Annotated in this window: 17 protein-coding genes; 12 read left to right on the forward strand and 5 right to left on the reverse strand. The window is 66.7% G+C overall.

What is annotated here, in order from left to right; translation table 11 throughout:
* Nucleotides 1-97: 97 nt before the first annotated feature.
* The 3 genes from IT072_RS21025 to IT072_RS21035 all read right to left on the reverse strand — a co-directional run bounded on the left by IT072_RS21025 (nucleotide 98) and on the right by IT072_RS21035 (nucleotide 1,874).
* Nucleotides 98-1,051, reverse strand: coding sequence for a DUF3560 domain-containing protein (locus IT072_RS21025; protein ID WP_223361059.1), 954 nt, complete (start codon nucleotides 1,049-1,051; stop codon nucleotides 98-100).
* Nucleotides 1,052-1,139: 88 nt separating this feature from the next.
* Nucleotides 1,140-1,502 (reverse strand): hypothetical protein, encoded by a 363-nt coding sequence (locus IT072_RS21030; protein ID WP_223361060.1) that lies wholly within the window; start codon nucleotides 1,500-1,502, stop codon nucleotides 1,140-1,142.
* 33 nt (nucleotides 1,503-1,535) lie between these two features.
* Nucleotides 1,536-1,874 (reverse strand): hypothetical protein, encoded by a 339-nt coding sequence (locus IT072_RS21035; RefSeq protein WP_223361061.1) that lies wholly within the window; start codon nucleotides 1,872-1,874, stop codon nucleotides 1,536-1,538.
* Between the two features lie 381 nt (nucleotides 1,875-2,255).
* Here IT072_RS21035 and IT072_RS21460 point away from each other — a divergent pair, with 381 nt between their 5' ends.
* Nucleotides 2,256-2,393, forward strand: coding sequence for a helix-turn-helix domain-containing protein (locus IT072_RS21460; protein WP_223361119.1), 138 nt, complete (start codon nucleotides 2,256-2,258; stop codon nucleotides 2,391-2,393).
* Nucleotides 2,394-2,428: 35 nt separating this feature from the next.
* Nucleotides 2,429-3,311 (forward strand): IS5 family transposase gene (locus IT072_RS21045; protein ID WP_442786817.1). Its coding sequence is split into 2 segments (ribosomal slippage): nucleotides 2,429-2,800 and nucleotides 2,802-3,311, totalling 882 coding nucleotides; the frame shifts between segments, so codons are not numbered across the junction.
* Nucleotides 3,312-3,330: 19 nt separating this feature from the next.
* Here the strand turns inward: IT072_RS21045 and IT072_RS21050 are convergent.
* Nucleotides 3,331-3,705 carry an EXLDI protein gene (locus IT072_RS21050; protein WP_223358599.1) on the reverse strand — a complete coding sequence of 125 codons (375 nt, stop codon included), beginning with the start codon at nucleotides 3,703-3,705 and terminating at the stop codon, nucleotides 3,331-3,333.
* Nucleotides 3,706-4,249: 544 nt separating this feature from the next.
* Between IT072_RS21050 and IT072_RS21055 the strand changes: the two genes are divergently transcribed.
* The 5 genes from IT072_RS21055 to IT072_RS21075 all read left to right on the forward strand — a co-directional run bounded on the left by IT072_RS21055 (nucleotide 4,250) and on the right by IT072_RS21075 (nucleotide 8,166).
* Nucleotides 4,250-4,912, forward strand: a complete 663-nt coding sequence (locus tag IT072_RS21055; RefSeq protein WP_223361062.1) for a ParA family protein — start codon at nucleotides 4,250-4,252, stop codon at nucleotides 4,910-4,912.
* Nucleotides 4,912-5,364, forward strand: a complete 453-nt coding sequence (locus tag IT072_RS21060) for a hypothetical protein (RefSeq protein WP_223361063.1) — start codon at nucleotides 4,912-4,914, stop codon at nucleotides 5,362-5,364. Before IT072_RS21055 ends, IT072_RS21060 begins: the two co-directional genes overlap by 1 nt.
* Before the next feature lie 23 nt (nucleotides 5,365-5,387).
* The gene (locus IT072_RS21065; RefSeq protein ID WP_223361064.1) at nucleotides 5,388-6,041 is read left to right on the forward strand and encodes a hypothetical protein; all 654 of its coding nucleotides are present in this window, start codon (nucleotides 5,388-5,390) and stop codon (nucleotides 6,039-6,041) included.
* Between the two features lie 1,073 nt (nucleotides 6,042-7,114).
* Nucleotides 7,115-7,720 carry an amidase domain-containing protein gene (locus IT072_RS21070; RefSeq protein ID WP_223361065.1) on the forward strand — a complete coding sequence of 202 codons (606 nt, stop codon included), beginning with the start codon at nucleotides 7,115-7,117 and terminating at the stop codon, nucleotides 7,718-7,720.
* Between the two features lie 11 nt (nucleotides 7,721-7,731).
* Complete coding sequence (locus IT072_RS21075) at nucleotides 7,732-8,166, forward strand: hypothetical protein (RefSeq protein WP_223361066.1); 435 nt, start codon at nucleotides 7,732-7,734, stop codon at nucleotides 8,164-8,166.
* Between the two features lie 120 nt (nucleotides 8,167-8,286).
* Here IT072_RS21075 and IT072_RS21465 read toward each other — a convergent pair whose 3' ends face one another.
* Nucleotides 8,287-8,454: a DUF805 domain-containing protein gene (locus tag IT072_RS21465; RefSeq protein ID WP_223361120.1), complete on the reverse strand. Its 168-nt coding sequence runs from the start codon at nucleotides 8,452-8,454 to the stop codon at nucleotides 8,287-8,289.
* On the opposite strand from IT072_RS21465, the gene IT072_RS21085 reads away from it, so the two are divergent.
* From IT072_RS21085 to IT072_RS21105, 5 genes are read left to right on the forward strand one after another with little or no spacing between them, the layout of a single operon-like run.
* The gene (locus IT072_RS21085; RefSeq protein WP_223361067.1) at nucleotides 8,453-9,331 is read left to right on the forward strand and encodes a GlxA family transcriptional regulator; all 879 of its coding nucleotides are present in this window, start codon (nucleotides 8,453-8,455) and stop codon (nucleotides 9,329-9,331) included. The genes IT072_RS21465 and IT072_RS21085 overlap by 2 nt on opposite strands.
* Before the next feature lie 46 nt (nucleotides 9,332-9,377).
* Nucleotides 9,378-10,028: a DUF5134 domain-containing protein gene (locus IT072_RS21090; protein WP_223361068.1), complete on the forward strand. Its 651-nt coding sequence runs from the start codon at nucleotides 9,378-9,380 to the stop codon at nucleotides 10,026-10,028.
* Between the two features lie 32 nt (nucleotides 10,029-10,060).
* Nucleotides 10,061-10,804, forward strand: a complete 744-nt coding sequence (locus IT072_RS21095; protein WP_223361069.1) for a YcnI family protein — start codon at nucleotides 10,061-10,063, stop codon at nucleotides 10,802-10,804.
* On the forward strand, nucleotides 10,801-11,910 hold the full coding sequence (locus IT072_RS21100) for a copper resistance CopC/CopD family protein (RefSeq protein WP_223361070.1): 1,110 nt from the start codon (nucleotides 10,801-10,803) through the stop codon (nucleotides 11,908-11,910). Before IT072_RS21095 ends, IT072_RS21100 begins: the two co-directional genes overlap by 4 nt.
* The gene (locus IT072_RS21105; protein WP_263282079.1) at nucleotides 11,856-12,461 is read left to right on the forward strand and encodes a CopD family protein; all 606 of its coding nucleotides are present in this window, start codon (nucleotides 11,856-11,858) and stop codon (nucleotides 12,459-12,461) included. Before IT072_RS21100 ends, IT072_RS21105 begins: the two co-directional genes overlap by 55 nt.
* Nucleotides 12,462-12,465: the final 4 nt, after the last annotated feature.

Consider the following 12,465-nt stretch of genomic DNA (forward strand, 5'->3'; position numbering starts at 1 on the left):
CTCTCCTCTCCATTCTACCAAACAGGCCCTCAGAGACCATCGAAACCGAGGCTGCCGCCGGCTACAGATCAGTTGGATCTGTAGCCGGGTCGGGCGGTTAGACCGCGTGGGTGCTCTTGTGGGCCGTGACTTCGCCATAGGTGTACCGGATCGGGAAGGGCATGTGCCGGGATTGCACGTCGAGGGTCTTGGCGTTGGTCTTGGTCACGGCCTCCCAGTCGCGGCCCTTGATGCGGACGAGGTCGCCGACCTTGATGGTGTTGCGGCTGGCGTCGGTGGTGAGGCCGTCCGCGATCTGCTGGGCGCGGACCGCGGTCCAGTAGGCATGCTGGTTTTCGGCTTCGGCGCGCATCCTGGTGAGCCGGTCGCGGTAGTCGCCGGTGGCGGCGGGGATGGTCTCGCGGTAGGGGCTGCGGGGGTGGCGGGTGTGCCCGTCGAGCTTGCGCGTGTAGTCGCGAATGTCGGCGGCGAGCTTGTCGATGCGGTTCGCGACAGTCACGGGGGCGTTGCGGCGGTCGGTGGCGTCGGCCGCGATCCGCGCACGGCGGGCGGCTTCGGTGGCGGCCTTGTCGGCCTGCACGCTCGCACCGAGCGCCCGCCATGCCTTGTCGATCGCGTTCCGGTGGCGGCGCTCGGAGTGGTGGCCGACCTTGATGGGTTCGCCGCCTTCGGGCAGCGCCGCCACGGCGCGCTCGTGCATGGCATCCACCCGGGTGGCGGCGTCGGCCTTCCGGTCGGCCTTGGCGTCGAGGGCGTCGGCGCGGTCGGTTGCCCGGGCGGCCTTGTCGGCCTCGACGTCGGCGGCGGTGCGGAAGCTGTGATCGATGTCGAGCTCCACGTTGTGTCCGGCGGTGCGGAGCGCGGCCGCGACGCCCTCGATCCGGTAGGTGTCGGGGAGCCGGTCGCGGGTGTGGGGCTTGTACCAGGCGGTGATGCTGCGGCCCCACCGGTAGCCGTGCTGCTTGAGGGTGGTGCCGGTACCGTCGTCGCGGGACGTGCCGTGGACGATGGTGCCTTCGGCGTGGGTGTGGGTGATGGTCAACTCGGCCATGTGATGTGTCCTTCCGGATAGGGTGAGAAGCCGGTCCGGAACCGAGGCAGTACGAATGCTTCGGTCCCGGACCTTTCGCGTGTACGGGTCAGCGGGTGCGGCGCGGGCCGGGCACGCTCTGCACCTGGTGCAGTTCGACGGCAGCGAGCAGGCACGGGGCGAGGAAGAACACGATCGCGGCGATCGCGGCCGCGTACGCGGCGGTTGCCGCTGCGTCGTTCTTGGTGATCGCGAACGCGATGAACAGGCCGAGGGTGGCCGTTGCGAGGATCCCGAACACGCCCCCCAGCACCCGGTAAGCGCGGTGGTAGCGGGCGCCGACCTGTGCGGTGTGCGCCTGGTGTGCGGTGAGGCGGACACGGTAGTTCTCGGCGGCGATGATCGCGGCGAACTCCGCGTGGGTGTCACGGACTGCGGCCGCGGGGTGAGCGGCGATGGTGGTCTGGGTCATGGTGTGTGTTCCTTCGTGCTGGTCTGGTCGGTTCTAGCGGGCGTCCGCGCCGGTGGCGGCGGCGCGGGCCTGGTCGGCGGCGGCGCGGTGGGCGACGGCTTCGGCCTGGTCGGCGAAGCGGAACCACCCGCCGTCGAAGATCAGCCGAGAAACACGGGCCTGCCCGACGTTCTGCTCGGCCCACTGGTCGCGGTCGGCGAGAGCCTGGTCGGCGGCTTCGCGCGTGGTGTAAACGACGGCTGCCCCCTGGGAGGGGTCGTCCACGATCACGCCGTGGAACTGCCCGAAAAGGAGTGGCCTGTTGGAGGCGAGTGAGCACGGCGCGTAGTAGGTCGCGCCGTTCTTGGGACGTGTCGGTGGCTTGGTGGGCATGGTGGTTCTCCCTCATCGTTGTTTTGCCATTTCCGGCGCATCGCGCCGTTTCAGCTCACCCTCACCGCCGGGCCGGGTACCCGGGCGGACGTGAAATCTCTGCCGGCGAAATCAGGGAGCGTAGCGACCGCGTCGGCTGAGATTTCATGTGCGGTCGGGCGCTGCAAGCGCCGGGTCGGCGGTGAGGGTGAGGTGAATAAGCTCGTCAGGCGGAAATGGCAACAAGAGGTGCGAGCGCAGCGAGCTCCGCCGCCGGCGCTCCGTCGACGGCGCCGACCGCAGGGAGGCCATGGGGGAGCGCGAGGGGGCCGGGTGAAGTGCGCCCCAATCGTTGGACACCCATAGCTGATGTGGAGGTCTCTCTTGGCTCACTCGAACGAAATGCGTCTGCACTTTGCTCGCCTACTTGATGACGGTCTGGGGCACCGCAAAGCGGCTCGAACCGTTGGTATCAGTGAGAAGTGCGCATGGTCTTGGATGCAGTTGTACCGGTCAGGCGGGCCTAGGGCGTGTTGCTAAACGCATTTGGGTGCGTTGGGGTGAGTCTTGGACCCGTGTCGCGTGATGTGATCTCGGATGAGGCGTGGGCGGTGATCGGTCCGTTGTTCCCATCGGTGAAGTCGACGGGTCGGCCGCCGGTGGATCGGCGTACGGTGGTCGAGGCGACGGCGTGGCGGTTCCGGACCGGGGCGCCGTGGAGGGATGTGCCGGAGCGGTTCGGGAACTGGAACACGATCTACAAGAACTTCAACCGGTGGTCCGGGCAGGGTGTGTGGGCGCGGGTGTTGGAGAAGACGCAGTCGCTCGCGCAGCGGTCCGGAGATTTGGACTGGGTCGCGTCGATCGATTCCACGATCGTGCGCGTGCACCAGCACGGAGCGACCCTGCCACGCGCCACGGGGGGCTACATCGAACTACAAGAAGTTTGGTGACGAGCCGCCCGATCACGCGATCGGTCGCTCCCGCGGCGGTCTGACGACCAAGAGCCACCTCGTCTGCGACGGGAAGGGCCGCGCGCTGGCGTTCGTTCTCACGTCAGGGCAGACGGCGGATACGAGCATGCTGACCGCGACGCTCAGCGAGATCCGCGTCCCCGGTGCCCGCGGCAGACCACGCTCACTCCCGGACCGAGTGCTCGCGGACAAGGGCTACCCTTCGAAGGCGAACCGGGCTTGGTTGCGGGAACGAGGGATCGCCGCGACGATCCCCGAGCGCGACGATCAGATCACGCACCGACGCAAGCGGCGCGGGCGGCCGATCGACTTCGGTGAGCAGCAGCGGGCCCGCTATCGCGGCCGCAACGTCGTCGAGCGGTGCTTCAACAAGCTCAAGCAATGGCGCGGGATCGCGATGCGCTCAGACAAGACCGCCCGCAACTACTATGCCGGGCTCTGCCTCGCCGCCACCCTCCACTGGGTAGGGACGCTCACGACCTGACGAGCGCGAGGTCGGACCTTCAGATGTCGAGGTCCTCGACGTCGGGGACCGTGAGCGCTGTCATCGTGGCTTGGACCAGCTCTGGCGGTAACTCGTTCGCCATCGCCGCAGTATCGGGGAAGACCGACAGAGATCGTTGACCTGACCGCCACCAGTCTTCCGACCACGTCCTTGGGTTGTTCCATACGGGGGCGTCCTCGTGTGGTGAGATGAAGAGTCGCCAGTTCGGACCCTCGCGCTGGTAGACCGCGATCTGTCCTCCGGAGGTCGCATACACGCGGTAGGTGATCGAGCGCGAACCGTCCTGACTCTCGAACCGCAAGAGCTGACGCCCCGTAAAACGCTTCACCGTGATCACCGGGCCATCGCTGACGTCGACTTCGACTTCGCCCATCTTCTCCGCTCCTCGCTCCTGCTCTCGTGCTGCGACGAACAACCGCAGGCCTGAAGCCACTGCGGCAGAGAGCCCCCCGGCAAGTTCCGCCGCCCGGTCGAATAGCGCCGCATCGTCAGCAGACACATACACGTTCCGAGTAGCCATGCGCATAAGTATGCGCACATCTTGGAGCCGAGTCAACCGGCCATCTCGATCGCACGACGCTCTTTAGCAACACGGCCTAGTCCGGACGCTGGAAGGGGTGTTGCTGTTCTGGAGGTTGCAACTCCCCCAGTCTGTAAGTCACTAACTTCGTAACTCTGGGAGTCAGAAAGTCTGTATGTAGCGAACTCTGTAACTATGTTAAGCTTGTAAGGAACAGAGTTACAGACGCACGAAGTGACGAAGATACAGACATACAAACTACGTGCGTCTGTAAGTAACGGAGTTCGATACTTACGACGTTCGGAAGTTCGTGACTCGCGGAGTTGCGTACTTACAGATTCGCGACACGCCGCCAGCGGAACTCTGTAATTACCAGACATACAGATTGGATACGGGCATGAGAATCGTTGCTGCAGCTGGACAAAAGGGCGGCATCGGAAAGACGACGAGCGTCATAAACCTATCGGCGGTCCTCGCGAAAGGCGGGAGCCGTGTGCTCGTTGTCGATGCTGATGCCCAACGATCCACCACTTGGTGGGCTGAGAACGCGGGGGAGGACCTGCCGTTCGACTTCGCACCGGACGTCGATCCGGCAAACCTCTCTCGTCTCCGGGAGCTCCCGTACGACCTCGTCATGGTTGACACGCCAGGCAACCTCGAAGCGACGGCGACTCTCTCTGCCGTCCTTGACTCCGCCGACTTCGTGATCCTCCCGCTCGCGCCTGAACCGTTGGCTGTGCAGCCTCTGGTTCGAACGGTCAAGTCTCTCGTCGAGCCCCGTGGGCTGGACTATCGAGTGCTGCTCAACAACATCGACCGTCGCCGAGGGGACTCGCACCTGGACGATTGGGAGAGCATCGTCGATAGCGTGCCGCTCAAGCGATTCCGAAATCATGTGCGCAAGTCTGCGAGCGTTATTGATGCGTCCATCAAGGGGCGTGTGGTGACCGACTTCAATGACACCCGTGAGAATCGTGCTGCGATCTTCGACTACAACGCTGTGGCGCTCGAGCTGCAGTCCATCTGGGCGAATGCCCCCGTATCGGCGGGAGTCAACTGATGGCGCGCGCTGACCTCTCGAGCCTCCTCGGCAAAATCGACACTGAGGATGTTGTTTCGCCGGCACCAGGCATACCAGACGCGCCCGCATCACCACCGGTCACTGATCGAAAGCCGGCGAAACAAAGCGCGCGGGGGAGCGCCCAGTCTCAATCGGGCAGCGCAACGGTCACTCCCAAAGTTGAGTCGGCCATCCCGCCGGATGAACGCAGCAGGGTCTCCTATCTGGAGTTCGTCCGGAAGGAAACGCGACTTCGAGAGGACCAGTACGAGACTCTCACCGAGTACGCGCGCAAGCTCAATCGTGCGAAGAGCGTGCCAGGCGGTGAGCGAATTACCGAGAACACACTCATCCGGATCGCGATAGACCTCCTCATCCCACACCTTGACCAGCTTAGGGGCGATGATGAAACGGCACTTCGTAAGTCTGTAAGTAACGGGGTGTCTCCCTAGCGCTCGATAACGGAGGTGCACGCGTGGTGACCGAGAAAGAGCTGCGGCGGCTGGGGGAGCGGTGTCAGGGTGTCGCCCGACTGTTGGCGGAGGTGCATGCTGAGGCGGCTTCGTATGGAGAGCTCGACGAGCTGACTCGTCGGCGGGAGTTGAAGCAGTTCGCGCTGCTGCAGGGCGCCCTGTGGGTGGCGGCGTCGCAGCTGGTGGAGGAGTTGTTCGAGGAGCAGGGCCGGGCCGTCGCCGCCGTCGCTGCGGGGCGAGCGTGGGGCTGGGAGCAGGAGCCGGTGTGTGGCGGCCTTCCGCGACGCTTCGCGGCCCACTACACGCCGCACTTCGTCCGGCAGCTGGTCGTGGCCGCTGGGGCGGTCACGGCGCGCCTGACGGGGGAGTGGGCGCATCCGGTGTCGGTGCTCGAGGAGATCGCGCTCTGGCTGCTGATCGGGCAGGTCCAGGTCGTCGTCGACGACAACGGGATACGGCTCGATCCGGGGTGGCGCGACGAGCTCGGCGGGCTGCTGTTCGAGGACGACGACGTCCAGGTGTTGTTCGACGACCCGGACGATGTCGGTAACCAGGTCCTGTTCCAGGCGGCGGGGGAGCACTACCTTCCCGAGAACTGGACGATGCCGTTCTCAGGCGCCGCGAATCAGGCGCCCTATCTCGCAGGGAACGCCTGAGTACTGGCTTCCTGGTAGGGGCCGTTATGTGATCGCGGGCTCTGGAGTCAGCGGCCGAGCGCCGGTAGTGCGGGGTCGGGGTTGCTGCCGTAGTCGACGTCGATAAGGATGAGCGCGCAGGAGGTCGCCGAGGGTGTCCGCGTCGAGGTGGAGGAGCGCGCCCGCCTCGTTGGCCGTGGCGATCTCGATACGCGCTGTGCCCTTCATGGTTCCATGGTCGCGGCCCGCACCAGCTGATGCCAGTGAGGGAGCGCGGGAGGGGAACTGGATCGAGGGGCCTTCGATCTGGAAGGAGATCTGTAGGGTTTCGTAGTTCTCGCCCGCGGCGGAGAGCTCGTTATGAGGGTGGAGAACCCCTTCTGCGAAGTCCCACACGAAGGTGGACAGCGGTCTCTATCGTGCGTTTTGCTGGCGGATGGGGACCTCGCGCAGGTGCGGGGCGAAAGCTAGGGGGACTAGTGAGATCTCGTACGTTCTTGGGGGCCGCATCGGCGGCTATGGCGGTCGTTGTACCGATGCTCGGATTCGCGCCGGCCTCAGCGGCCACGCAGACGCCTACGCCGGTGGTTTCCGCTGCGACGGCTGCTGAGATTCGGTCGGTAATCACTGCGGACATCACGCACCGTAACCAGATGACGGTGGCGCCGAGTGGGAGGGCGGCTGTGCCCGCGACGAAGGCATTCGCGTCGTCTGCTCACGCCCAACAGGTCGCTCTCGATGACACAGCGTTGAGCTCGCAGCGGAACGAGCTCGCTAAGTACGGTGAAGCTTTCACGAGCTCGAGTTCGGTCATTACCATCACAGCGCTGCAGGTGACGGGAGCGACCGCGTCCGCAACGGTGGATGAGGTCACGACGATGAAGCGAACTCCCGACGCGACGGGAGCAGCACGGCCTGATTACGCCTACCAGTGGGATCAAGCCGTCACCTTGAGCCAGGAGGGAGGTGCCTGGAAAGTGGACACGATCTCATCGCTGGGCTCGCCCAACGATCAGCCGGAGACAGCTGTCCCGTCGGCTGGGACGGTCGCCGCGTGGTCGGACCCTGCAACGGCCGCGCGCATTGACCAGGCTGTGAAGCATGGAATCACTCGCGACAGCAAGAAAGTCCCCGACGCCTTGGTCGGAACTGCGGCCTCGGCGGCTGTGACGCCCTTGGCCGCGGCCACCACGACCGTGAATCCCGCGGGAGTCGTGCAGTATGCGTCGAAGTACTGGCAGCAGTGGAACCCCTACTACAAGGGTCTGCCCGACGACGATTGCACCGATTTCGCTTCGCAGGCGCTCTTCGCTGGCGGATGGACGATGGTGCACACGGGGAACTACAACCAGCCCGACCAGTGGTGGTACAGCGATGGGGGAGGGGTCGCCCCCGCGCAACAGAGCTACCCGTGGGAGAACGCGCAGCAGCTCGCTGATTTCGGCGGCCATTACTCGCCGCGGTTCTACGCGGACGTCGCCACCCCCAAGTGGAAGGCCGGCGATATCGCCTTCTGGATCTGGGACCAGACCACCACCTTCAAGTACAACCACACCACGATCGTCACCTACGTCGACTCCAGCGGCAGCCCGTACTTCACCCAGCACTCGGCCAACCACTACAACCAGGCATACTCGGCCTATATCGTGGCTAATCCGCACGCGTATGTTGCTGACATGCACCTGCGCACCAGCTACTAAGGAGTGCCACGATGCAGCCCGCCAAGGCCCGAGTCCTCCGCGTCACCGCGGTGATGGGTCTCCTTCTCGCTTTGGCGGGCTGCACCTCCTCGAACATTGATACCGGCGGCGCGCCTCCACAAGACAGTGCTTCACAGCTTGTGCCCAAGCTGCTCCGGGCGCTCGAGTCCGGCAACAGTGGTTCCGTCGAGAAGCTCGTCCCCGGATCACGCGCAGACGACGTGACCGCCGTCATGGCCGCCTGCGCTTACCTGGACGGGCACGCGAGTCACACCAGCTTGGATGAACCTAACGGCCCCCAAGCCGTGCTCGTCATCGCCTACAGCGACCTCAAAGGCTCCGATCCCTGCAGGTGGTGGATGTACTGGGACCAAGATCGTCGGTCCTGGACCATCGGGGCAGTCACAACCCCATCGCCAACACCGCAGGAGACGACGGCGCGCTGACCGCGCTCGGGCGAACCATCGAGCGCCGGTCTCCTCGCCGGCGTCCTCCGCCACTCCACCTACCGATAGGTCCTGTTCCAGGCCGCGGGGGAGTGCTATGGGCTTAAGAGCTGGACGACGTTATCGGTTGGTGGGTCGGTCGAATCGGCGGCCTTCGGTCTTGGGTGGCAGCAGGTTCAGGATCATCACGATCGGGGTCCCTGCGTAGGGGATGAGGGAGGTGAGGAAGAGCGGTCCGGGCAGGTTTGCGTCGTGGAGTCGTCGCCAGCTGATTGCGAGGGTGGGGATGCCGTTCCATGTCTTCGACCAGCCGGGGCTCGGCTACGAGGTCACGCTCTGCGGGCGCGCTCCCGGTCCGGTCGAGACGCACAATGGATGGCCTCTCGTGGCACCCTCCGGCCTGGAGGCGCTCGACGCCGCAGACACGGTGATCGTTCCGGCGTTCAGTGGATTCCCCGACGGCCTGCCGGCCGACGTCATCGACGCGCTCCGCGCCGCCCATCGCGGTGGGGCTCGCATCGTCTCCATCTGCACGGGTGCGTTCGCGCTTGCCGAGGCCGGCCTGCTGGATGGGCGGAGGGCGACCACGCATTGGGAGTTCACCGATGAACTGGTCCGGCGGTACCCTGCGGTCAGTGTCGATCCCGATGCTCTCTATGTGGACGAGGGTCGCGTGGTCACGTCCGCGGGCGTCGCGAGCGGGATCGATCTCTGCCTCCACCTGTTGCGGGCCGATCGCGGCGCCGCCGTCGCCAACTCGGTGGCGCGACGGATGGTGGCGGCACCGTCGCGAGAAGGCGGGCAGACCCAATTCATCCGCAGGCCCCCCACGACTCCGGCTTCTGCGAATCTCGCCGCGACGGTGGAGTGGGCGCTGGGGCGTCTCGACGACGTAGTGACCGTGGCGGACCTCGCTCGTCATTCTCGGCTGTCGGCGCGCACCTTCGCCCGGCGATTCGTCGCCGAGATGGGCTCGACACCGATCAAGTGGCTCAACGGAGTGCGTGTCGATCGCGCCCGCGAACTGTTGGAGACGACGAACGCGAGCATCGACGACATCGCACGCGCGAGCGGGCTCGGCAGCGCCGCCAACCTGCGCGAGCACTTCCGGCGCGTCACCGGCACGTCCCCGCGCGCCTATCGACGCGCGTTCATGGCGACCTGATTTCGGAGGAGGTGAACCGTGTCTCTACATCATGTAGAGTGAGCTGGTGATTCCCGACCCTGCCCTCGCGTGGACGTTCACCGCGTGGTTCACCGTCACCGGGGCGGTCGCGCTCGTGGCGCTCGTGCGCTCACGCAGCCGGGCCGATCGCGGGTCGTATCTCGCCCATGTCCTCATGAGCCTGTCGATGGCGATCATGCCGTGGGCGTGGTCGACCGCCGTTCCTCCGTTGCTCCAGATCGTCGTCTTCACCGTGGCGGCCGTATGGTATGCCGGGCTCGCGGTCTTCCGTCCGCGCGTTCACGCCGGCCCGGAGACGGGCGGACACCACAGCGGCCCGCTCCTGCTGTCGTATCACGCGGCGATGATGGCGGCGATGGTGTGGATGAGCGCGTTGATGACGCTCATGATGGGCGGATCGACCTCCGGCCCCGGGATGCACATGCACGGCGGTGACATGGCGGGGATGGCATCGGGCGCGTCGATGACCGATCTCTGGCAGCAACCGGTCTGGGCCGTCGTCATCACTCTCGCCTTCGTGTTGCTGTTCGCCGTCGCGACTGTGTGGTTCCTCGTCGAGCTGACGTCTGCTCCGGGCTCGTCCCGCGGCACCGAGCCGCTGTCGCCCATCGTGCAGACCCTGCTGAACTTCGTCATGGCGATCGGGATGGGCGTGTCCTTCTTCGTCATGTCGTGAATCCCGCTCCATCCCCACCGAAAGGAACCGCAATGGCAGCACCTCGCCGACGCCGCATCGGCGTCATCGGCACCCTCGCCGCGGCGGCGGCCGCCGCTCTCGTCTTGGCCGTCGCCGGTCCGGCCTCCGCGCACGTCCACGTGGACGGCCCGGTCACCGCAGGCGGGTACGGTGTGCTCACCTTCCGCGTCCCGACCGAGTCGGCCACGGCCTCCACCGTCAAGCTGCAGGTGACCTTCCCGAAGGACATGCCGATCATCACGGTCTCGACTCAGCCGAAGGCCGGCTGGACCGCGGAGGTCGCCACGGACAAGCTGGCGAAGCCGGAGAAGGACGACGACGGCAACACCATCGACACCTACATCTCCTCGGTGACCTGGACCGCGACTGCCGGCGCCGGGATCAAGCCGGGCGAGTTCGACACGTTCGCCGTCTCGGTCGGTCCCATCCCCGAGGTGAAGGAGCTGACCTTCCCCGCCGCACAGACCTACAGCGACGGTTCGGTGGTGGACTGGAACGAGACCCAGCAGGGCAGCGCCGAGCCCGAGCACCCCGCGCCGACCCTCGCCGTGACCCCGGCGACCTCCGGCGGTTCGGACAGTACCTCCACGGCGACACCGATGACCATGGGCGGCATGGACATGTCATCGTCCTCGGGCGACGGTTCAGGGACGGGGCTCGGGATCGCCGGGCTCATCGCCGGCGTGCTCGCCCTGATTCTCGCGATCGTCGCACTGGTGCGCGGCAGCCGCGGAAAGGCAGCCGAGATCAAGTGACCTCGGTCCACCTGGGACTCCGACGGGGAGGCGGCCGGCTCATACCGGTCGCCTCCGCCGTCGCGGTCACACTCTTCCTGCTCTGGCAGCTGCTCGTCGTCGCCACCCCGGCGGCGGCGCATGCCGTTCTCGAATCCAGCGACCCGGTCGACGGATCGAGGATCGCCGCAGCGCCGGGGCAGGTCACATTCACCTTCGACGAGTCGGTTCAGCTTCCCGAGAATGCCACCGCTTCACTCTCGGATCACGGCACGCGCGTGGACGCCGGCGCCGCCCACCTGACGGGCGGCGGCAAGACGGTCGTCGTCCCGCTCGAGAAGGGCCTGGCCGACGGAGCGTACACGGTCAGCTACCGCGTGGTCTCGGCCGACGGTCATGTGGTCACCGGTGCGATCCGGTTCGGGCTCAACGCCGACCCGTCGACCGCTCCCGTGACGGCGCAGGCGCCGCTCGATCCCGTACAGGTGGTGTCGGAGGCCGCGCAGGGTCTCGTCTACGCCGGTATCGTCCTGCTCATCGGCGTGGCGTTCGCCCGCTCGGTGCTCTGGCCGGCCGCCGGAGGGCGGCGCGGCGCGCTGGCCCTGCGCTGGCTCGGCTGGTCGCTGCTGACCGGGGGAACCCTGCTGCGGTCGGTGCTCGCCGGTCCGGCCGCCGACGGCAGCGGATGGGGCGGCGTCCTCCGCTTCGACGGCATCGGCACGGCGCTCGCAGAGATCGGTGGAATCGCCGGGCTGGTGCGACTGGCCCTGCTGCTGATCGCCCTTCCGTGGGTCGTGCGCCCACGCCGCGGCGGCCCGCTCGCCCGTGCTGCGGCTGCCGTGCTCGCCGTCGCGGTGCTCTGCTCCGTGGCGGTGGACGGGCACGCTGCGGCGGGTTCGGACGCATGGCTCGCGGTCCCTGTCACCACCATCCACCTGACGGCGATGGCGGTCTGGGAGGGGGCCTCCTCGTTCTCGCCGCCCTGGTGGTGCCGCGGCTGGAGGGAGACGCCCTCGATCTCGCACGGCTGCGCCGCTGGTCGATCGCGGCTTTCGCCGCCGTCGCCCTGCTCCTGGTCACGGGCGAATACCAGGCCTGGCGACAGCTCGACCCGCTGCAGTCGCTGACCTCGACATCCTACGGAGTGACACTGCTGCTCAAACTGGCGCTCGTCGCCGTGGCACTCGCCGCCGCCTTCGCATCCAACCGTCTGCTGGTTCGGCTCGAGCCGCCACAGGGCCCCGTCGAGCGGCGACGCGTCCGCATCATCGTCTCGGCCGAGGCGGCCGTCACTCTCGCGGTCGTCGTCGTGACCACCGTCCTCGTCGCCCTGCCTCCCGCGCGGACGACCTACGGCCCGCCGACCACGCTCACCGCTGCCGCGGGAAGCGGCACCGCGCAGATCGCCATCGACTCCACGCACGCCGGCCCGCAGACGATCACCGTCACCCTCGAAGGTCCGTCGGGCTCTCCGGTGTCCGCACACGGGATGACCGGCACGCTCGGAACCACGACCGTGGCCGGAGTCGCGCTCCATTTCGAACGGAGCGCGACAAGAGCCTGGGTCGCTCATGCGATCGCCCCGGTCGCAGGCGACTGGACGGTGCAGCTCTCCATCGACCTGGGCGGTGGTGAACGCTACGCCACGTCGGCGACGTATCGCGTCTGGTCGGGATGACCAC

The sequence above is a fragment of the Leifsonia sp. ZF2019 genome, from assembly GCF_019924635.1.
In the GTDB taxonomy this organism is placed as follows: domain Bacteria; phylum Actinomycetota; class Actinomycetes; order Actinomycetales; family Microbacteriaceae; genus Leifsonia.

Coding starts and splice junctions, on each gene's coding strand:
- IT072_RS21025 (WP_223361059.1), bottom strand. CDS start 1,051: ATGGCCGAGTTGACCATCACCCACACCCACGCCGAAGGCACCATCGTC.
- IT072_RS21030 (WP_223361060.1), bottom strand. CDS start 1,502: ATGACCCAGACCACCATCGCCGCTCACCCCGCGGCCGCAGTCCGTGAC.
- IT072_RS21035 (WP_223361061.1), bottom strand. CDS start 1,874: ATGCCCACCAAGCCACCGACACGTCCCAAGAACGGCGCGACCTACTAC.
- IT072_RS21460 (WP_223361119.1), top strand. CDS start 2,256: ATGCGTCTGCACTTTGCTCGCCTACTTGATGACGGTCTGGGGCACCGC.
- IT072_RS21050 (WP_223358599.1), bottom strand. CDS start 3,705: ATGGGCGAAGTCGAAGTCGACGTCAGCGATGGCCCGGTGATCACGGTG.
- IT072_RS21055 (WP_223361062.1), top strand. CDS start 4,250: ATGAGAATCGTTGCTGCAGCTGGACAAAAGGGCGGCATCGGAAAGACG.
- IT072_RS21060 (WP_223361063.1), top strand. CDS start 4,912: ATGGCGCGCGCTGACCTCTCGAGCCTCCTCGGCAAAATCGACACTGAG.
- IT072_RS21075 (WP_223361066.1), top strand. CDS start 7,732: ATGCAGCCCGCCAAGGCCCGAGTCCTCCGCGTCACCGCGGTGATGGGT.
- IT072_RS21085 (WP_223361067.1), top strand. CDS start 8,453: ATGCCGTTCCATGTCTTCGACCAGCCGGGGCTCGGCTACGAGGTCACG.
- IT072_RS21095 (WP_223361069.1), top strand. CDS start 10,061: ATGGCAGCACCTCGCCGACGCCGCATCGGCGTCATCGGCACCCTCGCC.